The organism is Pseudomonas sp. SHLD1 (assembly GCF_028640935.1).
Taxonomy (GTDB): domain Bacteria; phylum Pseudomonadota; class Gammaproteobacteria; order Pseudomonadales; family Pseudomonadaceae; genus Chryseomonas; species Chryseomonas aestiva.
This window is the reverse complement of record NZ_JAQZAD010000015.1, coordinates 72,536-93,379: the sequence shown is the minus strand read 5'-3', so window position 1 is coordinate 93,379 and position 20,844 is coordinate 72,536. Positions and strand designations below refer to the sequence as shown.

The window sequence follows — 20,844 nt, the reverse complement described above, 5'->3', positions numbered from 1 at the left end:
AAAGGCGGTGCAGGCGGTCATCTTCGGGTTTTTCAGACTGACCAGTCCTGCCATGGCCCCCTTGTTTTCCCAAATCGAGTCCTGGTTGAAGGCCGATGCCGAGCGTCTGCGCCTGCTGCGCGTCCTTGCCGATTTGCACCTGCCCGACGCCTGGTTGGCTGCAGGCTTCGTGCGCAACCTGGTCTGGGATCGACTGCATGGCCATACCGAATCGACGCCGCTGGCGGATCTGGATGTCATCTATTTCGACGCGACCGACTGTCGACCCGAGCGGGACCGGGAGATCGAAGCGCTGCTGTTGCAGCGAGCGCCAAATTGGCCTTGGTCGGTACGCAATCAGGCCGCCATGCACCTTCGCAATGACGATGCGCCCTATGGCGATAGCCTGGATGCCATGCGTTTTTGGGTCGAGGTAGAGTCTGCCCTGGCCGCGCGCCTGACCGCCGAAGGTGCGCTCGAAGTCGTCAGTCCCTTCGCCCAGGAAGGGCTTCTGGCCCTGCATCTCACGCCCAATCCCTGGCGGCCCCGGCCGGAAGCCTTTCGCCAGCGGCTCGCGACCAAGGGCTGGCTGGAGCGCTGGCCGCGATTGCAGGTACGGACGGATCCCCTGCACGACGACCAGGGTTGAGCAGCAGCGGCGCTGGGAAAGCGTTCACTGCCAGGAACTCGGCAACACGCCAGGCCTTGCCGCTGTAGTGACGTCGAAAGGCCTGTGCAGGAACTGTCGAGGGGTTCGGTGACAAACCCTGAGCGCCAGGTGGAACTATCTGTTGAGATAAGAGATATCGTTCAACCGATAACAAAGGAAAGTGGGTCGTGGAGTCCTTGTTTCAAGTTTATGACTATTGAGAATGCTCTTCCTCCAAAGACTGACGAACTTCGGTCAGGATGAAGGCTTTATTACTTCCATAACTTCGCGGTTGGTTTTAAACCGATAACAGGAATTCTTTCGCTGCAGGCTTCTGCCTGGTTGAAGTATCGCCGAAGTGCATGGGGAAGACGCCCTTGGACGTCATGCCTGAATGAGCCCTCCGGTCATCAACGTCCGGGGGTTTATGTCCGTGAAGGGCAGGCCAGGAGCTCAGCGGAACGGGAGCCGGCCAGGCCTCAGACCCTAAAGCGCGACGTCAGCTCTTGCAGCTGCAGGCTCAGGTTGGCCAGTTCGGTGCTGGAACCGGCGGTTTTCTCGGTGGCGGCGGCGGTCTGGTCGGCGACTTCATGGACCTTGACCACGCTGCGGCTGATGTTTTCACCGGCCGCGCTCTGCTGCTCGACCGCGGTGGCGATCTGCTCGTTCATGGCCTCGATCTCGCTCACCGCACTGCTGACGCTGCCCAGGACCACGCCCGCCTGGCGGGTCAGGTCGACGCTGTCGCCGGTCAGCTGGATATTGCGGTCCAGGGCGGCGCTCATCTTGTCGGTGCTGCCGTGCAGCCGGGTGATGAGGCTGGCGATCTCGTCGGTGGAGGAGCGCGTACGCTGCGCCAGGCCGCGCACCTCGTCGGCGACCACGGCGAAGCCACGTCCCGCTTCACCAGCGCGAGCGGCCTCGATGGCGGCGTTGAGCGCCAGCAGATTGGTCTGCTCGGCGACCGCCTTGATCACGTCCAGCACGCCGCCGATGCGGTCGGCGTCCTGCCTGAGCAACTCCATGGTGGCCTGGGTGCTGTCCACTTCCTGGGCCAGGGTCTGGATCTGGGTGGCAACCTGGTTGACCATCTCATCGCCCTCGCGGGTCTTGAGGGTGGCCTCGCGGGCGGTCGTCGACGCCTGTTCGGCATTGCGCGCCACCTCATTGATGGTGGCGCTCATCTGCTGCATGGCTGTGGCGATCTGCTCGGTTTCCATCTTCTGTGCCGAGGCGCCAGCGCGCGTCTGCTCGGTGATGGCGGAGAGTTCTTCGGCGGCACTGGCGACCTGGATGACGCCATCCTTCTGCTCGCGGATCAGGTCACTCAGATTGACGATCATGAGCTGCATGGCCGCCTGTAGCTGACCGAGTTCGTCCTTGCGCTCCAACTCGATCTGCACGGTCAGGTCGCCGGCAGCGAGCTGCTCCACGGTCGCCAGGGTCTGGCGCAGCGGCGTCACGATGGAGCGGGTGATGATCCAGGCCGCGATCAGGCTGAGCAGTATCGCCAGCAGCAGCCCGCCAAAGAGCATCAGCTTGGCCTCGCGGATATCGTCGAGGCGGAACTGGTTCTGTATCTGCTTCATTTCGTCGGAGGTCTTGAGCAGCACCTGGATATGCTGGTAGAGGCCCTGATTAACGTCCTGGTACGCCTTCTGGATACTGAACAGCTGTTGGACCTGGCGCTGATACTCGTCAAGGAGCCCTGGCAGCTGCTGCAATTCCGGGGTCGAGGGCAGGGTCTTGAGTACCTCGCCGACCCTGTCCAGGGACGCTTGCAGGGCCTCCTGCTGGGGGCCGGCTGACTTGAGTACATAGAGGTGCAGGTGGATCCGCAGCTGCTGCAGCGCCGTCAGCAGGGAAGGCAGCGGTGCGCTGGCCTGATCGCCTTCGCGGTTCAGGGCGCCGGACGCCTCCTGCAACCGCTTGTCCAGCATATCGCCCGTGTTGCGCACGTCCTGAAGCGTGGTGGTGCGGTCCTGGGTCACCTTCAGCGTCTGCCGATAGAGGTCACGGTATTCCTTGAGGGTCTGTTCGGTACGGGCCAGCAGCGCTTTGCTCTCCGGGCGTTTGAACAGCGGACGGGCATCCTGCAAATGCTGTTCGAGGGCATCGATGCCGCCTTTCCAGCGACCGGCCTGGTCCGCTTCCGGCAAGATCGCAAAGTCCTTGCGGGCATTGCGCATGTCGCGGGCGAGTAGCCCGATCTGGGTGAACTGTTCGATCAGGTTGCCGCGTCGGCCCAGGGCCTGGATGCCGTTCCAACCGGTATAGGCGATCGCCAGGGTCAGGATGATCAGGACGGTAAAGCCGGAAAACAGCTTCGTACGAACACTCATGTTGCTCATTTTCATGGGGCTATTTCCCAACGTTCGGCGGAAAGTTCCGGGGTTCGAGGAGTGCTGAGGGCGTCGGATTCTAGCCGAGGGTCATGGGGAAAAGTTTGGTATTTACAACATTTAAATAATGGTAAGTCTAATATTTATATAGGGGCCTGAAGAGGGGTTTTGCTGTTTGCCAGTCTCCGGCATCAGGGCTATTGAAGAGTTGGATGTTTGGTCGGAAGTTTGAATGGAACGAGTGGTGCTGTTTCCAATAGGCTATTTTTTATTAGTCATGCTTTAGTGATGCGGCCAAAGGGTGGGGATCGAGAGGCCCTGGCCTGGATCCGGCAGGGAAGGGCGGCTGGAGGCCTCGTCGCCAGCAGGTGCGGCCCCTGGCGGAGATGAGCGACGCCTCGCGCCATCATCGGTTGTCCGGCGAACCCTGGAATGCCGCTAGACTCCATAGAAAGGTCATCCGCTTTCCCTCTCCGGCAAGGAATCCCCATGTCCACCACGGAGCGTCGCCGCGCCTTTCTGCAGCATCCGGGCTTTTCACGACTGTTCGCGCCAGGTCGTCTGACCCTGGGCTTTCTGCTGCCGCTGGAAGGCTATCCCGACGATCCCATGCCGACCCTGCGCGACCATGCCCGCCTGGCGCGGCTGGCCGACCAGCTGGGCTTCGCGGCGCTCTGGGCGCGCGACGTACCCTTCTACGATCCCGGCTTCAACGACGCCGGCCAGGTGTTCGAGCCCTTCACCTATCTCGGCTACCTGGCGGGCATCACCCAGCACCTGACCCTGGCCACCGGCAGCGCCGTCATCACCCTGCGCCATCCGCTGCACCTGGCCAAGATGGCGGCCTCGGTTGACCAGTTGAGCGATGGTCGGCTGGTGCTGGGGGTGGCCTCCGGCGATCGTCCGGTGGAATACCCGGCCTTTGGCCTGGAAAGCGAATTCGAGCGGCGGGGCGAGCGCTTTCGCGATGCCTTCGAGATGTTCCGGCTGGCCGGCGAGACTAATTTTCCCCGGGGTGAATTTCGCCGTTTCGGCGATCTGCAGGGATTGGCCGATCTGGTGCCCAAACCGGTGCACGGCCGCATCCCGGCGCTGGTGACCGGACGCAGTCGGCAGACGGTGGACTGGATCGCCGCCAAGGCCGATGGCTGGTTCTACTATTTCGTGCCCGCCGAGCACGTCCCGGCCCTGACACGGGTCTGGCGCGAGGCGCTGAACGAGATCGGCGGGCGCGAGCTGTTCAAGCCCTTTGCCCAGGGGCTGTTCTTCGAGCTGGCCAGCGATCCGGCCCAGCCACCACGGCCCATCCATGCCGGACTGTCCTGCGGGCGGCGAGCGCTGGTGGACTACCTTGCCCAATTGCAGGAGGCAGGCGTCAATCACCTGGCCCTCAACCTGCGGCCCTCGCGGCGTCCGGCCAGCGAAGTGGTCCAGGAGCTGGGCGAATTCGTGCTGCCGCATTTTCCGTCCCTGGCCTGAAGCCAGCGCCTTGGTGTGAAGCCAGGTAACACTTGCCAGGCTAACGATCTCTCCACGTCCGGCAGGCTCCCCTATGGCAGGGGTTCAACCTGGTCGCACCCCTTGGCCTGATCTCTGCATAGTCTTGCGATCTGTTACCCGCCTGCTGGTGCAACCGGATCGACGGTAGAACCTCATGGGTTGCACTTGGTTGCACTATTCTTTCGAGCAGCGCTAAGCTGCGCCGAATTTCGACGCCTTCTTGCTTGAGGACCTGCGCATGGCCACTACCACTACCCTGGGCGTAAAGCTCGACGAAGCCACTCGCGATCGTCTCAAGGAAGCGGCGCGCCGCATTGATCGGACGCCTCACTGGCTGATCAAGCAGGCCATCTATACCTACCTGGAAACCCTGGAAAGTGGCGCGACCCTGGCCGACCTGCAGGGCATCGCCCAGCGCCTGGCGGAAGGCGACAACGAAGCCGTCGAGGCCCTGGCCGATCCGGTCTACCAGCCCTTCCTGGAGTTCGCCGAAAGCATCCTGCCGCAGTCCGTCCTGCGCTCGGCCATCACCGCCGCCTATCGCCGGCCGGAAGAAGAGCTGTTGCCGCTGCTGCTGGAACAGGCGCGCCTGCCCGCGGCCCAGGCCAAGGCGACCCACGAGCTGGCCCATCGCATCGCCGAGAAGCTGCGCAACGCCAAGGGTGCAACCGGGCGCTCCGGAATGGTGCAGAGTCTGCTCCGCGAGTTCTCGCTGTCCTCGCAGGAGGGCGTGGCCCTGATGTGCCTGGCCGAAGCCCTGCTGCGCATTCCGGACAAGGGCACCCGTGATGCCCTGATCCGCGACAAGATCAGCACCGGCAACTGGCAGCCGCACCTGGGCAACAGCCCGTCACTGTTCGTCAATGCCGCCACCTGGGGCCTGTTGCTGACCGGTCGCCTGGTGTCGACCCACAACGAGGCCGGCCTCACCAGCTCGCTCAATCGCCTCATCGGCAAGAGCGGCGAACCGGTGATCCGCAAGGGCGTGGACATGGCCATGCGCCTGATGGGCGAGCAGTTCGTCACCGGCGAGACCATCGCCGAGGCCCTGGCCAACGCCAGCAAGTTCGAGGCGAAGGGCTTCCGCTACAGCTACGACATGCTGGGCGAGGCCGCCTTGACCGAGGCCGACGCGCGCCGCTACCTGGCCTCCTACGAGCAGGCCATCCACTCCATCGGCAAGGCCTCCCACGGTCGCGGCATCTACGAAGGCCCGGGCATCTCCATCAAGCTCTCGGCCCTGCATCCGCGCTACAGCCGCGCCCAGTACGACCGGGTGATGAGCGAGCTCTATCCGCGCCTACTGGAGCTGACCCTGCTGGCCAAGCGCTACGACATCGGCCTGAACATCGACGCCGAGGAAGCCGATCGCCTGGAGATCTCCCTGGATCTGCTGGAGCGCCTGTCCTTCGAGCCGCAACTGGCCGGCTGGAACGGCATCGGCTTCGTCATCCAGGCCTACCAGAAGCGCTGCCCGCTGGTGATCGACTACCTGATCGACCTGGCCAGGCGCAGCCGTCGCCGCCTGATGATCCGGCTGGTCAAGGGCGCCTACTGGGACAGCGAGATCAAGCGCGCCCAGGTGGAAGGCCTGGAGGGCTATCCGGTCTATACCCGCAAGGTCTACACCGACGTGGCCTACCTGGCTTGCGCCCGCAAGCTGCTGGCCGCGCCGGAAGCCATCTATCCGCAATTCGCCACCCACAACGCCCACACCCTGGCCGCCATCTACCAGCTTGGCGGGCAGAACTACTACCCCGGCCAGTACGAATTCCAGTGCCTGCATGGCATGGGCGAGCCGCTGTACGAGCAGGTGGTAGGCAGCGTCAAGGACGGCAAGCTGGCGCGGCCGTGCCGCATCTATGCCCCGGTGGGCACCCACGAGACGCTGCTGGCCTACCTGGTCCGCCGCCTCCTGGAGAACGGCGCCAACACCTCCTTCGTCAATCGCATCGCCGACCACTCCATCTCCCTCGACCAGCTGGTGGCCGATCCGGTGGTGCAGATCGAGCAGCAGTCCACCAGCGAAGGCGCCATCGGCCTGCCGCATCCGCGCATTCCCCACCCAAGCGCCCTGTACGGCGCCGAGCGTTGCAATTCCAGCGGTCTGGACCTGTCCAGCGAACACCGCCTGGGCTCGCTGTCGGCCGCGCTGCTGGCCAGCGGCAACACTGCCTGGGAAGCCCGCCCGCTGCTGGGTCGCACCAGCGAGCCGTCGATTCCGCAACCGGTGCTCAATCCGGCCGATCGCCGCGATCGCGTCGGCCAGGTCAGCAACGCTACCCGCGCCGATGTCGACATCGCCCTGGAAGAGGCCCTGGCCGCCGCACCCATCTGGCAATCCACCCCGCCCGAGCAGCGCGCCGCGGCCCTGGATCGCGCCGCCGAATTGATGGAGGCCCAGCTGCAGCCATTGATGGGCCTCTTGGTACGCGAAGCCGGCAAGACCTACGCCAACGCCATCGCCGAGGTGCGCGAGGCGGTGGATTTCCTGCGCTACTACGCCGCCCTGGTGCGGCGTGACTTCGCCAACGACAGCCACCGCCCCCTGGGTCCGGTGGTCTGCATCAGCCCCTGGAACTTCCCCCTGGCCATCTTCAGCGGCCAGATCGCCGCGGCCCTGGCCGCCGGCAACACCGTGCTGGCCAAGCCGGCCGAGCAGACGCCGCTGATCGCCGCCCAGGCCGTGCGCCTGTTGCTGGAAGCCGGCATCCCCGAGGGCGTGCTGCAACTGCTGCCGGGCGAGGGCTCCACCATCGGCGCTGCCCTGGTCAACGATGTACGGGTCAAGGGCGTGATGTTCACCGGCTCCACCGAGGTGGCCCAGATCCTGGCGCGCAACATCGCCGGGCGCCTGGATGCCCAGGGCCGGCCGATCCCGCTGATCGCCGAGACCGGCGGCCAGAACGCCATGATCGTCGACTCCTCGGCGCTGGCCGAGCAGGTGGTGACCGACGTGGTCGCTTCCGCCTTCGACAGCGCCGGTCAGCGTTGCTCGGCCCTGCGCGTGCTCTGCGTGCAGGACGACGTGGCCGATCGCGTGCTGGAGATGCTCAAGGGCGCCATGGCGGAGTGCCGCCTGGGTAACCCGGAGAACCTGGCCATCGACATCGGCCCGGTGATCGACGGCGAGGCCAAGGCTACCATCGACAAGCATATCCAGACCCTGAGAGGCAAAGGCCGCCGGGTGCACCAGGGCGGTCGTGTGGAAGGCGATGCCATCCACCGCGGCACCTTCGTCATGCCCACCCTGATCGAGCTGGAGAGCCTGGCCGAACTGGGTCGCGAGGTCTTCGGGCCGGTGCTGCACGTGGTGCGCTATGGTCGCAAAGACCTGGACAAGGTCATCGACCAGATCAACGCCACCGGCTACGGCCTGACCTTTGGCGTGCACACCCGCATCGACGAGACCATCGCCAAGGTGATCGAGCGCGCTCATGCCGGCAACCTCTACGTCAATCGCAACATGGTCGGCGCGGTGGTCGGGGTGCAGCCCTTCGGCGGCGAAGGCCTCTCGGGCACCGGTCCCAAGGCGGGCGGTCCGCTCTACCTCTATCGCCTGCTCAGCACGCGTCCGGATGGCGATCCCGCCGTGGCCCTGGCCAAGGGCAGCACTGGCGAAACCGAATGGCAGGTGCGCGACGCCCTGCGTCAGCAGGCCGGCAATCCGCTGGGCGCCCTGCACGACTGGGCCAGGCAGCAGGGCCTGGGCGAGCTGGAACAGGCCTGCCTGAGGTTCGCCGAAGAGTCCCTGAGCGGTCTGACCCGTCTGCTGCCGGGCCCGACCGGGGAGCGCAACAGCTACAGCCTGCTGCCGCGCAGCCGGGTACTGTGCCTGGCGGCCGACGACAGCGATCTGCTGCTGCAACTGGCGGCGGTCATGGCGGTGGGCAGCACGGCGCTGGTCGAGGACGCCCACAAGACGCTCCTGACACGCCTGCCGCACGCCGTGCGCGCGCGGGTGCAGGTGGCGGCCGACTGGCGCAAGGACGAGGTCGCCTTCGAAGCGGTCCTGCATCACGGCGATTCCGATCAGCTGCGCCAGGTCTGCCAGCAGGTGGCCAAGCGCAATGGCCCCATCGTCGGCGTCCAGGGCCTGGCCCGTGGCGAGACTGCCATTCCGCTGGAACGCCTGCTCATCGAGCGCGCCCTGAGCGTGAACACGGCAGCGGCCGGCGGCAATGCCAGTCTGATGACCATCGGTTGAGGGCTCGTCGGGCTGAGCTGGATGCAGCGAAGTCCGACATTCGCGTAGCCGTTGGGCTTCGACGATGGAGCTGTCTCAACCCAACCTACGGCAGTTCATTCGTAGGTTGGGTTGAGCGCAGCGAAGCCCAACAGGCAGGCCATGGCCTCGCTCAGGCGAGACTCCAGCAGGGCCTAATACTGCGCCCCATACCCCTCAGGCTCCACCGGAAAGCCGCCGTCGTTCGCCGCGATCAGCTTGTTCAGGCGTACCGGGATGGCCTTGGCCGCCGGTACCTTGCTGCCTTCGGCATGGTGCCAGAGCGGAATCAGGGCGTTGCATTCCGGGTAGTAGCCGCCACAGGCGCCTTCCGGGATGTTGTAGGGCGTGACCCGCAGCGGCCCCACTTCGCGGCGCACGCCATCGTCGGCCACCGTCGACACCTGCACCTTGTCGCCTTCGGCCAGGCCCAGGCGTTCGATGTCGTTGCGATTCATGAAGAGCACCGCCCGGGTACCCTTCACGCCGCGGAAACGATCGTGATAGCCGTAGATGGTGGTGTTGAACTGGTCGTTGCTGCGCAGCGTCATGAGGGTCAGGACGTCACGCCCGCTCGCGGGCATGTCCGGATCCTCTTCCAGGCTGCGTGGCACGATGAGGTTGGCCTTGCCGGTTTCGGTCTTCCATTCGCGCTTGGCTGCCGGCAGCGGGCGATGGAAGCCACCTACCTCCCACATCCGCGCATTGAAGTCGTGGAAGATCTCCGGAAAGGAGAGGGCGATCTCGTCGCGGATCAGGGCGTAGTCTGCCACCCAGGCATCCCAGGCGACCCTGGGGTTGTCGGGCAGGGTAGCCTTGGCCAGCCCGGCGACGATGGCTGGCTCGGACAGCAACTCACCCTCGGGCGGCTCGGCCGCGCCGCGCCAGCCGTGGATGCAGCCGGTGCTGTCCTCGGTGCTATGGGCCTGCTCCACCTCGTTCTGGCGATCGATCTCGGTACGCCCCAGGCAGGGCAGCAGATAGGCTTTGTCCGCCGGCACCAGATGATTGCGATTGAGCTTGGTAGCAATCTGCACCGACAGGCGCAGGGTGCGCCAGGCGGGCTCCATCAGGCTGGTCTCGGGAATGGCGCGCAGGAAGTTACCGCCCAGGCCGATGAAGGCCTTTACCGAGCCGTCGAGGATGCCTTCGCAGGCCTCTACGGTATTGCGGCCCTTGTCTTGCGGCGGGGCGAAGCCGAAACGCTCGCCCAGCTGCTTCAACGGCGCCAGTTCCGGTTTTTCGGTGATACCCACGGTGCGCTGACCCTGGACATTGGAATGCCCCCGGACCGGACAGATACCGGCGCCAGGCTTGCCGAGGTTGCCGCGCAGCAGCAGCAGGTTGGCCAGCATCTGGATGGTTTCCACCCCGTAGCGATGCTGGGTCAGCCCCATGCCATAGATACCGATGACCTTCTGGCAGCGGGCATAGACGGCGGCGGCCGCCTCCAGCGCGCTGCGGGTGAGACCCGACTGGCGCTCCAGCTGGGGCCACTCCTGGCGTTGCAGCCATTCGCAGAAGTCGGCGAAGCCATGGCAGTGCTCGGCGATGAAGGCATGGTCGAGCACCGCGGGCTGGCCCTGTTCACGGGCCTGGTCATCGGCGGTCAGCAGCGCCTTGCACATGCCGGTAAGGGCCGCGAGGTCGCCGCCCGGCTTGAGCTGATGGTACTGGGTGCTGATCTGGGTGGGATGGTCGGTCAGCATCTCCACCGGCGATTGCGGATTGACGAAGGTCTCCAGGCCACGTTCGCGCAGGGGGTTGAAGGTGATGATGGGCGCGCCGCGTTTGCGTGCTTCCTGCAGGTCATGCAGCATCCGCGGGCTGTTGCTGCCCGGATTCTGGCCAAAGAACAGCAGGCAGTCGGTCTGATCGAAGTCGTCGAGGGTCACGGTGCCCACGGTCACGCCGATGCTCTTGGGCAGGGCCACCGAGGTGCTCTCGTGACACATGTTGGAACTGTCCGGCAGGTTGTTGGTGCCATACAGGCGGGCATAGAGCTGATAGAGGTAGGAGGTCTCCAGCGCGGCACGACCCGAGGCGTAGAAGATCACCGAATCCGGATCCAGTGCCTTGAGCTCGGCACTGATGTCGGCGAAGGCCTCGGCCCAGCTCACCGGCCGATAGCGATCGCTGGCGGCGTCGTAGCGCAGGGGGTGGGTCAGGCGTCCGACCTCTTCCAGGTCGTAGTCGCGCCAGCCGCGCAGTTCGGTGAGGGAATGGCCGGCAAAGAACTCCGGTCCGCACCTCTTGCTCGTGACCTCCCAGGCGGTGGCCTTGGCGCCGTTCTCGCAGAATTCCAGCGGGTGAGGCTTGCCGGGCTTGGCCCAGGCGCAACTCACGCAGGCGAAGCCACCGTGCTTGTTCTGCCTGGCCAACAGGGCGCCGGACTTGAGCGGCACCCGTTCACGCAGGACGATTTCGGTCACCGAGCGCGCCGAGCCCCAGCCACCGGAGGGCGCATCGTAGCGTTCAACCTTGGGTTTGCCGATCTTGCTCATGGTGCGCCTCGTGTGACGGTCTGGCGATGTGCCTGTAGGTCATGGGACGGCGCGTCTGGGAGTAAGGTTCTGGCGGTCAGCCCGGCGGTGCGGCGAAGCCCAGTTGGCGCCAGCCTTCGTAGACCGCCACGGCCACGGTGTTGGACAGATTGAGACTGCGGCGATTGGGCAGCATGGGCAGGCGCAGCCGCTGTTCGGGCGGCAGGGACTCCAGCACCTCGGCCGGCAGGCCGCGACTTTCCGGGCCGAACAGCAGGGCGTCGCCCGGCGCATAGGCAATCTCGGTGAAGCGATGGCTGGCCTTGGTGGTGAAGGCCAGCAGTCGGGGTGGCTGCAAATCTGCTATACAGGCCGCGAGGCTGGCATGGGTCCGCACGCTGGACCACTCGTGGTAGTCCAAGCCGGCGCGGCGCAATTTCTTGTCGTCCAGCGCAAAGCCCAGCGGCTCGATCAGATGCAGGCGGCAGCCGGTGATGGCGCACAGGCGAATGACGTTGCCGGTATTGGGCGGAATTTCCGGTTGGTAGAGGATGATGTCGAACATGAAGGGCAGGGCGCCTGGCAAAGCGCCTATGGTACTGCGCCGCCGGCGCGCCGTCGCGAGCGGGGGCGGGCGATGAACCTCTGGCGCCGGCTGGTCGACTGGCTGCTGCGCGAACAGCGCGCCCGCCGGGACGAACTGGCGCGGGTGGAGGATCCCGACCTGCTCAAGGCCGAATGGCGCAGCCAGCGCCAGCGCCTGACCCTCTGGCTGGCCTCGGCGGCCCTGGGCGCCGGCCTGTTCGGCATGATCATCGGCCAGCTGGTGTACCAGCGTACCCATCCCGATCCCTGGTCGTCCGAGGCCCGCCGCCCGGTCATCCTGGGGGTGGACAGTCGCCAGGAAGCCGGCCGCTTCGAGTTGCTGATCACCGCCGATCGCTCGCTGTTCTACGAACGCTATCGCCCCGACGGCGCCCTCAGCCTGCGCCTGCCCCGTGCCCGCTGGGACGGCGGCGAACGCCAGGGGCGGGTGGCGCGGCCGGGCGGCAGCTTTTCCTGGATGGTGCGCCAGGACGGACAGGACCTGAAGGTTTTGCTGGTAGGCGTCGGCGGCGCCCTGCAGGCCAGTGATCGTATCGTCGAGGAAGGCGAGGACTGGGTGCTCCACGTCGAGGTCCCGCTGACCCCCTGAAATGCCCCGTTATCAGGCAAAGGACTGGTGGTTTGCACCAGAGCGGAACGGGATGTGGCGCCGGGTTGCCCAGATGCTTCGCCTTCCGCCGAAGGTCGTGCCGTCTCGGATTTTGCACTGGAAGCCCTCTGGAATGAGGCTTGTGGCTTTTCGTAGACGAAAAAAAGAGGCCATCACACTGGGTGATGGCCTCGGGAAGAAAAGAGGGGATTCCCCAGCCTGCCTGTACCGAGGTCCCCAAAAGGGTAGTTACCTAGGGTGTTGCAGGAGGTGTGCCAGGTTTGCGTTTGTGGGGGTGGAGATTTTGTAGGTTGGGTTGAGCGCTAGCGAAGCCCAACAATGCGGAGCTGACAGTAGTGCCTTGGTTTATCGTTGCCCTAGCTGTTTAGCGTGGTCTGCTTGTAGCTCTTGTTTCGCCCACCCGGGCGAGTCACTTTTGCCAATCGCGGCTGCGCGTCCCGGACTACGCGGCCCGGACTACGCGTCCCGGACAAAAGTAACCAAAACCGCTTGCCCCGATCATCCGGCCCTTCGCTGCGCTCACCCTTCGGGCCAGCCTGCGGCTGTTACTCCGCCTCGCTACGTTTCGCTCACCCCAGCGCCGTTCCGGGGTCGGCCTACACGGGCCGTCCATGGCCCGTTAGGCCTCTCGCCGCATCCCTGCGGCTCGACCCACTCCACGACCCTGGCGTTCGCCCTCCTGAACGGGGCGATTCGCTAGCCTGAAAGTGTTGGTTGAAGAGCCCGTAGCGTGGACAACGGCGAAGCCTTGTCCACGGATGACGTCCGAGCTCAACTATGAAAAACGCTGCGCGGTTTTCCACGCTACGAATCTGGCTCTCCATGTAAACACCGCAGCCTCAGGCTGGCGCCCCGTCCCCGTCAGTGAGGCCGAGTTCCGGTGTCGTGGCGTGGGTTGCGAGGCAGGACGCCGAGCAAGGCGCGAGGGGCAGGAAGCCCCTTCGTGCCGTGCCCCTGGAGCGGCGCCGGAGCGAGGGGACCCGGAGCGCAGCGGAGGGCCGAAACGTGGGGACAGCGTTTTTGCTTACTTTTGTCCGGGGCGCGCAGCCGCGATTGAAAAAAGTGAGTCGCCCGGGTGGGCGAAACAAGGGCTATCAGCAAAACACGATAAGCAGCTAGGGCACCGATATGAAGTTCAAGCCTGGCAATGTTGGGTTTCGCTATCGCTCAGCCCAACCTACGGTACGGTCGATAACCTTCAGTCCTCCCCCTCCTCATCCGGCCCGTCCACCTTCATGCCCAGCTCCTTGATCTTGCGGGTCAGGGTGTTGCGGCCCCAGCCCAGCAGGACGGCGGCATCACGGCGGCGGCCGGCGGTGTGCTTGAGGGCGGTCTCGATCATGATGCGTTCGAAGGCCGGCACGGCGTTGTCCAGCAGGCTGGACTGGCCGCGAGTGAGGGCCTGGTCGGCCCACTGGCGCAGCGCCTGTTCCCAGTTGGCGGCGGGGGCGGCGTCCTGGGGCTGGTTGAGCAGCTCCGGCGGCAGATCGTCGATCAGCACTTCGCGGCTGGAGGCCATCACCGTGATCCAGCGGCAGGTGTTCTCCAGCTGGCGCACGTTGCCCTGCCAGGGCAGGCCTTTCATGTACTCCTCGGTCTCGCCGCGCAGGGTCTTGGGTTCCACGGCCAGTTCCTGGGCGGCGCGGGCGAGGAAGTGGCGGGCGAGGGCGGGGATGTCCTCGCGGCGATCGGCCAGGCGCGGGATATGGATGCGGATGACATTGAGGCGATGGAACAGGTCTTCGCGGAACTTGCCCTCGCGCACCAGGCCTTCGAGGTTCTGGTGGGTGGCGGCGATGATGCGTACGTCCACCTTGACCGGCGTATGGCCGCCGACGCGATAGAACTCGCCATCGGCCAGTACGCGCAGCAGGCGGGTCTGGGTGTCGGCCGGCATGTCGCCGATTTCGTCGAGGAACAGGGTGCCGCCGTCGGCCTGTTCGAAGCGGCCCCGGCGCTGAGCGGCGGCGCCGGTGAAGGCGCCTTTTTCGTGGCCGAACAGCTCGGACTCCATCAGATCCTTGGGGATGGCGGCCATGTTCAGGGCGATGAAGGGCGCCGCGGCGCGCGGACTGTGGCGGTGCAGGGCGTGGGCGACCAGCTCCTTGCCGGTACCGGATTCGCCGTTGATCAGCACCGTGATGTTGGAGTGCGAGAGCCGGCCGATGGCGCGGAACACCTCCTGCATCGCCGGCGCCTCGCCGATGATCTCGGGGGTGCGGGTCAGGTGCGCTGGCTCGGCGAAGCCCTGCTGCTCCTGGGCGTGCTGTCCGGCGCGCTTGACCAGGGCCACGGCCTCGTCGACGTCGAAGGGCTTGGGCAGGTATTCGAAGGCGCCGCCCTGGTAGGAGGCCACGGCACTGTCCAGGTCGGAATGGGCGGTCATGATGATGACCGGCAGGCGCGGGTGCATCTCGCGGATGCGCGACAGCAGGTCCAGGCCACTGGTCCCCGGCATGCGGATGTCCGAGATCACCACGTCCGGCTGCTGGCGGCCAAGGCGGGTCATGACGCTGTCGGCGCTGTCGAAGGCGACGGTGGTCATGCCCTCCTGTTGCAGGGCTTTTTCCAGGACCCAGCGGATGGAACGGTCGTCGTCGACGATCCAGACGGTCTCCTGACGGCTCATGCGTACTCCTCGTTATTCCAGCGGCAGGAAGATGCTGAAGGCGGTGTGGCCAGGATGGCTTTCACACTCGATCAGCCCCTGGTGCTGGGTGATGATGTTCTGGGTAATGGCAAGCCCGAGGCCGGTGCCGTCGGGGCGACCGCTGACCATGGGATAGAAGATGGTTTCCTGCAGGTCCTGGGGGATGCCCGGACCGTTGTCGGTGATCTCCACCTTGCACACCAGGCGATGGCGGTGGTGGCCGATGGTGAACTGGCGCAGGGTGCGCGTTCTCAGAGTCACCCGGCCCAGGCGCAGTTCGTTCTGCTGGGAGATGGCCTGCATGGCGTTGCGCACGATATTGAGCACCGCCTGGATCATCTGCTCCCGATCGATCATCAGGTCGGGAATGCTCGGATCGTAGTCGCGCACCAGGTTGATCAGCCCCTGGCTTTCCGCTTCCACCAGGCTGCAGACCCGTTCGAGCACCTCGTGAACGTTGGTGATGGCGAGCTTCGGCAGCTTGTTGGAGCCGAGCATGCGATCGACCAGATTCCGCAGCCGGTCGGCTTCCTCGATGATGACGTTGGTGTAGTCCTTGAGCGCCTCTTCCGGCAGCTCGCGCGCCAGCAGCTGGGCCGCGCCGCGGATGCCGCCGAGGGGATTCTTGATCTCGTGGGCCAGGCCGCGCACCAGCAGCTTGGTGGTCTCCTGCTTGGAGATCTGCGCTTCTTCCTTGGTTATGCGCAGCAGGCGGTCGCGCGGATGGACTTCCAGCAGCAGCAGGGTGTTGTGGCGATCCAGGATCGGGGTCACCGCATAGTCCACCGTGAGGCTGTTGCCCGAGGTGGAGATCAGCAGCGCCTCGCGCTTGGTGAAGGGGTGGGCATGGTCCACCGCCTGACGCAGCGCCTGCAGGGCCTCGGGCGATTCGGTGAACAGCTCGCTGATGAACTGGCCATGGCTGCGCTGGCCACTGATGGCCAGCAGCATCTCGGCCGCCGGGTTCATGTACTCCAGGCGCAACTCCGCATCGAGCAGGATGACCGCGGTGGTGAGGTTGTCGAGCAGGAGTCGGTGGATGACGTCGGTAGGCATGAGGGGCCACAGCGCTATAGGGACGATAGGAAAATGCAAGAAGCAAACCAAGACGCCCCGAGTTAGGGCAGATGGCTGTAACGTGCACTAACAGCCGCCGTGCGGCGGGCGGAGCAAAACTGGATTTGTATCAAGATGGTGCACAATGAAAAAGCGCACCAAATAGGTGCGCTAGAGGAAGGGTAGCCAGGATTTCCTGGGTTCGGGCGGTTTCAGGTCCAGCGGGCACTCCGGGCGCTTGCCCCAATCCTTGTCGCTGCAGGGATGGGCCAGGCGCTTCTGCTCCAGAGAGGGGCGGCGCAGGTGGAAGGGCTGCGCCGGCGTCCGCTCCAGCACGTTGCCATCCGCGGCGAGGATCTCCGCCACCAGGCTGTGGCTGCCGCGATCCAGGTTGCCCAGGGGAAACACCGGACTGCGCCCGGCACCGGCTTCCTTGTCGTCCAGCAGCAGCCGGTAGGTGTGCCCCGGCTGCAACGCCGGCTCGCTGACCAGGCTGACGATGAGTTGCCCTTCCTGATCGATCACCGTGGCATCCGGCTCGGGCACCAGGATGCGCAGCATCTGGTAGCGGAAGGGCGCTGCCTTGGGGGTCCTGGCCACCGGGGCGGCGGGGGTCGGACTCAGCTTGCGGGTCGGCTGGCCCTGCTGGTTGAGGTTGTTGGGCACCGTGATCGGCACCTGGGTCGCCTTGACGCCCTTGGGTGGCTGGTCGGTGTAGACCCGATTGCCTTCCTTGTCGACATAGCTGTAGACCGCCGCCTGGACAGGCGGCAGCAGGCAGAGCAGCAGCAGGATCAGCAGCGGACGCATCAGCGGGCCGGGCTGTTGACGCTGATGCGCTGCACGGTCACGGTCTTCTCGGCACTGGTCTGGATCACCTCGCCGTTGCCGGACAGCACCTGGGCCGCGAAGCGGTGCTCGCCGCGCTCCAGATTGGCCACGCCGAAGCGGGTGCTCTGGCCGGGGCTGCCGTAGGGCGCGCCGTCTACCAGCAATTGCAGCGACTGCCCCGGGCCCAGGGCCGGTTCCACGGCTACCCCCACCGAGAAGGTACCGTTGTTGGCACGGATGGCCTCATCGTCGGGCACCTTGACCTCCAGACGGCTGAAGGCCGGACCGGCGGGGGTCGCCGCTGCAGGAGCACTGGGGGTGGGCGGCGCCGGTCGTGGATTGTCCACGGTATTGGTGGGCGCCACCTGCACCGGCTTGGCATTGGCCGAGGGCTGATCGCTGAATACCGTGTTGCCTTCGGCATCCACCGACTTGTAGATCGCGGCCTGGGCGGAGCAGGCAAGGCAGAGCAGACAGCAGGCAAGCAGGCGAGGCATGGCGGAATCTCGGCCGGGCGATGGGGATCAAGGGTAGCAGGCGCGTCGTGTGGGCAGGTAGGCAGCTCGGCCGCTCCGCGCTGGCGTCGGTCGCGGCGATTTTCCCAGGGCAAAAGAAAAGGCCTCCCGAAGGAGGCCTCTTTCAATTACCGCAGCGGGATCAGACGCTGTAGTACAGATCGTATTCCAGCGGGTGCACGAAGGTACGCACCTTGATCTCTTCCTCGGACTTCAGCTCGATGTAGGCATCGATGAACTCGTCGGTGAAGACGCCGCCCTTGGTCAGGAACGCGCGACCGGCGTCCAGGGCTTCCAGGGCTTCCTTCAGGCTGCCGCAGACCTGCGGGATCTTCTTGCCTTCTTCCGGCGGCAGATCGTACAGGTTCTTGTCGGCGGCATCGCCGGGGTGGATCTTGTTCTGGATACCGTCCAGGCCGGCCATCAGCAGGGCGGCGAAGCACAGGTAGGGGTTGGCAGCCGGATCCGGGAAGCGGGCTTCGATGCGGCGGGCTTTCGGGCTCGACACATAGGGGATGCGGATGGAGGCGGAGCGGTTACGGGCCGAGTAGGCCAGCATGACCGGGGCTTCGAAGCCGGGCACCAGACGCTTGTAGCTGTTGGTGGACGGGTTGGTGAAGCCGTTCAGCGCCTTGCCGTGCTTGATGATGCCGCCGATGAAGTACAGGGCGGTATCGGACAGGCCGGCATAGCCTTCGCCAGCGAAGGTGTTCTTGCCATCCTTGGAGATGGACATGTGCACGTGCATGCCGGAGCCGTTGTCGCCGTACAGGGGCTTGGGCATGAAGGTGGCGGTCTTGCCGTAGGCATCGGCCACGTTGTGCACGACGTACTTCAGGGTCTGGGTCTCGTCGGCCTTCTTGACCAGGGTGTTGAACTGCACACCGATCTCGTTCTGGCCAGCGGTCGCCACTTCGTGGTGGTGGACTTCCACGACCAGGCCCATCTCTTCCAGGGCGTTGCACATGGCGGTACGGATTTCGTGATCGTGATCGACCGGCGGAACCGGGAAGTAGCCGCCCTTGACGCCCGGACGGTGGCCCTTGTTGCCGGACTCGAAGTCGGCATCGGTGTTCCAGGAGGCCTGCTCGGAGAAGATCTTGAACATGGAGCCGGAGATGTCCGACTTGAACTTCACTTCGTCGAAGATGAAGAACTCGGGCTCCGGGCCGACGAACACGGTGTCGCCGATGCCGGTGGACTTCAGGTATTCCTCGGCAGCGCGGGCGATACCACGGGGGTCACGCTCGTAGGGCTGCATGGTGGAGGGTTCGATGATGTCGCAGACCAGGATCAGGGTCGGCTCTTCGGTGAACGGGTCCAGAACGGCGGTGCTGTCGTCGGGCAGCAGGATCATGTCGGAGGCTTCGATGCCTTTCCAGCCGGCGATGGAGGAGCCGTCGAACATCTTGCCGTGGGCGAAGAAATCTTCGTCCAGCGCGTCACGCGCCGGCATGGTGACGTGTTGCTGCTTGCCTTTGGTATCGGTGAAGCGCAGGTCTACCCACTTCACGTCGTTTTCTTTGATCAGTTGAACAGCCTTCGACATGGTTTCCTCCAGAGGAATTTCGGCCGGGAGCGGTTGGCGGTACTCCCGGTATCAGCTGTGCCCTTGAGGGGCGCTTCCGTACTGCCTGGTCAGCGACCGGCGTTCCACGAAAAGCGCCCTATGCTGGCCCAGGGGCGGCTGCCTCACAAGAGAGCAAGTTGTATGCCAGTGCCCTCAAATGGGCTGGAAGCCCTTCCTGACGCCAGTCGTGCCGTTTTCAGGCCAATCGGCGACGTATCTACGCACCAAGTTGGTGCTTATAAATTCTTCTCTGCACCTAAATGGCGCCGTAGATGATTTTGTCGGCTGAATTCGAGTGCGTGATGGTTTTCAGGTATGATATTCGCCCTTTTCTTTCGCGTTACCCGCCCCCCGTTTCCCGCTCATGAAGCTCATCATCAAGGTCTTTCCGGAAATCACCATCAAGAGTCGCCCGGTGCGCAAGAATTTCATTCGCCAGCTGGTGAAGAACATTCGTGTCGTGCTGCGCGATCTGGATCCGGATGTCCGCGTGGAAGGGGTCTGGGACAACATCACCCTGGAGACCGCGCTCGCCGAGCCGCGGCTGCTGGCGGAGCTGAAGCAGCGCCTGGCCTGCACCCCGGGCATCGGCCAGTTCCTCGAGGTCCACGAGTATCCGCTGGGCGACTTCGACTCGATTCTCGAGTTGTGCGTACGCCACTTCGGCGAGCGGGTGCGCGGCAAGGTGTTCTCGGTGCGCTGCAAGCGTGCCGGTCGCCATGGTTTTTCCTCGATGGACGTCGAGCGCCATGTCGGTGGTGGCCTGCGCGAACGCTGCGGCGGCGCCGGCATCGCCCTGAAGAATCCCGAGGTGAACGTTCGCCTGGAGATCCGTGACCAGCGGCTGTTCATCATCGACGAGCACCACGAAGGGCTGGGCGGCTATCCGCTGGGCGCCCTGGAGCAGGTGCTGGTGCTGATGTCCGGTGGTTTCGATTCCACCGTGGCCGCCTACCAGATGATGAGGCGCGGGATGGTCAGCCATTTCTGCTTCTTCAATCTCGGCGGGCGCGCCCACGAACTGGGCGTGATGGAAGTGGCCCACTATCTCTGGGAGAAGTACGGCCGCTCCCAGCGCGTGCTGTTCATCAGCGTGCCCTTCGAGGAAGTGGTGGGGCAGATCCTCACCCAGTGCGACGACAGCCACATGGGCGTGATCCTCAAGCGCATGATGCTGCGCGCGGCCAGTCGTATCGCCGAACAGCTGCAGATCGAGGCGCTGGTGACCGGCGAAGCCGTCTCCCAGGTCTCCAGCCAGACCCTGACCAACCTGGCGGTGATCGACAAGGCCACCGATACCCTGGTGCTGCGCCCGCTGCTGGCCAGCCACAAGCAGGACATCATCGACACCGCCCAGCGCATCGGCACCGCCGACTTCGCCAAGCACATGCCCGAGTACTGCGGCATCATCTCGGTGAATCCCACCACCAAGGCCAAGGCCCTGCGGGTGGAGCACGAGGAAGGCAAGTTCGACCTGGCGGTGCTCGACGCCGCCCTGGAACGCGCGCGCTTCATCACCGTCGACAAGGTGATCGAGGAGCTGGGCAAGGACGTGCAGGTGGAAGAGGTTGACCAACCGCTGCCCGGGCAGGTCGTGGTGGACATTCGCCATCCCGACGCCCAGGAAGACCAGCCGCTGGAGCTGCCCGGCATCGAGGTGCAGGCCATGCCGTTCTTCGCGCTCAACAGCCGTTTCAAGGAACTGGACGAGAATCGCCAGTACCTTCTCTATTGCGACCGCGGGGTGATGAGCCGGCTGCACGCCCATCACCTGCTCACCGAAGGGCACGCCAATGTGCGCGTTTATCGTCCGGCCTAAGCAGCCGGG

13 protein-coding genes and 1 pseudogene are annotated in these 20,844 nt (G+C 65.0%); 5 read left to right on the top strand and 9 right to left on the bottom strand.

All coding sequences use genetic code 11. The annotated features are described in order from the left end of the window. Positions 1-52: 52 nt before the first annotated feature. Positions 53-628, top strand: coding sequence for a nucleotidyltransferase family protein (locus PVZ77_RS12655; RefSeq protein WP_273806839.1), 576 nt, complete (start codon positions 53-55; stop codon positions 626-628). A gap of 479 nt (positions 629-1,107) precedes the next feature. On the opposite strand, the gene PVZ77_RS26105 is transcribed toward PVZ77_RS12655, so the two are convergent. Together PVZ77_RS26105 and PVZ77_RS26100 are read right to left on the bottom strand one after the other, a co-directional pair. Beyond that, positions 1,108-1,821: a methyl-accepting chemotaxis protein gene (locus PVZ77_RS26105; protein WP_405046309.1), complete on the bottom strand. Its 714-nt coding sequence runs from the start codon at positions 1,819-1,821 to the stop codon at positions 1,108-1,110. Between the two features lie 144 nt (positions 1,822-1,965). After that, positions 1,966-2,970, bottom strand: a pseudogene (locus PVZ77_RS26100) (methyl-accepting chemotaxis protein); the annotation flags it as partial. Positions 2,971-3,459: 489 nt separating this feature from the next. On the opposite strand from PVZ77_RS26100, the gene PVZ77_RS12645 reads away from it, so the two are divergent. After that, on the top strand, positions 3,460-4,449 hold the full coding sequence (locus PVZ77_RS12645) for an LLM class oxidoreductase (RefSeq protein WP_273806837.1): 990 nt from the start codon (positions 3,460-3,462) through the stop codon (positions 4,447-4,449). 259 nt (positions 4,450-4,708) lie between these two features. Next, the gene (gene putA, locus PVZ77_RS12640; protein WP_273806836.1) at positions 4,709-8,677 is read left to right on the top strand and encodes a trifunctional transcriptional regulator/proline dehydrogenase/L-glutamate gamma-semialdehyde dehydrogenase; all 3,969 of its coding nucleotides are present in this window, start codon (positions 4,709-4,711) and stop codon (positions 8,675-8,677) included. Between the two features lie 173 nt (positions 8,678-8,850). On the opposite strand, the gene PVZ77_RS12635 is transcribed toward putA, so the two are convergent. Together PVZ77_RS12635 and PVZ77_RS12630 are read right to left on the bottom strand one after the other, a co-directional pair. Further along, the gene (locus PVZ77_RS12635) at positions 8,851-11,199 is read right to left on the bottom strand and encodes an FdhF/YdeP family oxidoreductase (protein ID WP_273806835.1); all 2,349 of its coding nucleotides are present in this window, start codon (positions 11,197-11,199) and stop codon (positions 8,851-8,853) included. Between the two features lie 76 nt (positions 11,200-11,275). Next, entirely contained in the window at positions 11,276-11,743 is a 468-nt protein-coding gene (locus PVZ77_RS12630) for a tRNA (cytidine(34)-2'-O)-methyltransferase (RefSeq protein WP_273806834.1), read from the bottom strand. A gap of 72 nt (positions 11,744-11,815) precedes the next feature. On the opposite strand from PVZ77_RS12630, the gene PVZ77_RS12625 reads away from it, so the two are divergent. Beyond that, a complete protein-coding gene (locus PVZ77_RS12625; protein WP_273806833.1) occupies positions 11,816-12,373 on the top strand; it encodes a hypothetical protein in 558 nt (185 codons plus the stop codon). A 1,219-nt stretch (positions 12,374-13,592) separates the two neighbouring features. On the opposite strand, the gene ntrC is transcribed toward PVZ77_RS12625, so the two are convergent. The 5 genes from ntrC to glnA form a co-directional block, all read right to left on the bottom strand. Continuing rightward, positions 13,593-15,023, bottom strand: a complete 1,431-nt coding sequence (ntrC, locus tag PVZ77_RS12620; RefSeq protein ID WP_007161316.1) for a nitrogen regulation protein NR(I) — start codon at positions 15,021-15,023, stop codon at positions 13,593-13,595. A 12-nt stretch (positions 15,024-15,035) separates the two neighbouring features. Continuing rightward, positions 15,036-16,100 (bottom strand): nitrogen regulation protein NR(II), encoded by a 1,065-nt coding sequence (gene glnL / locus PVZ77_RS12615; protein ID WP_208693123.1) that lies wholly within the window; start codon positions 16,098-16,100, stop codon positions 15,036-15,038. A 171-nt stretch (positions 16,101-16,271) separates the two neighbouring features. Next, the gene (locus PVZ77_RS12610) at positions 16,272-16,910 is read right to left on the bottom strand and encodes a DUF4124 domain-containing protein (protein WP_273806831.1); all 639 of its coding nucleotides are present in this window, start codon (positions 16,908-16,910) and stop codon (positions 16,272-16,274) included. Beyond that, positions 16,910-17,428 carry a DUF4124 domain-containing protein gene (locus tag PVZ77_RS12605; protein WP_273806830.1) on the bottom strand — a complete coding sequence of 173 codons (519 nt, stop codon included), beginning with the start codon at positions 17,426-17,428 and terminating at the stop codon, positions 16,910-16,912. The genes PVZ77_RS12610 and PVZ77_RS12605 overlap by 1 nt, the downstream gene beginning before the upstream one ends. A gap of 160 nt (positions 17,429-17,588) precedes the next feature. Further along, a complete protein-coding gene (gene glnA, locus PVZ77_RS12600; RefSeq protein ID WP_017639449.1) occupies positions 17,589-18,995 on the bottom strand; it encodes a glutamate--ammonia ligase in 1,407 nt (468 codons plus the stop codon). 385 nt (positions 18,996-19,380) lie between these two features. On the opposite strand from glnA, the gene thiI reads away from it, so the two are divergent. Further along, a complete protein-coding gene (gene thiI, locus PVZ77_RS12595; protein ID WP_273806828.1) occupies positions 19,381-20,835 on the top strand; it encodes a tRNA uracil 4-sulfurtransferase ThiI in 1,455 nt (484 codons plus the stop codon). Positions 20,836-20,844: the final 9 nt, after the last annotated feature.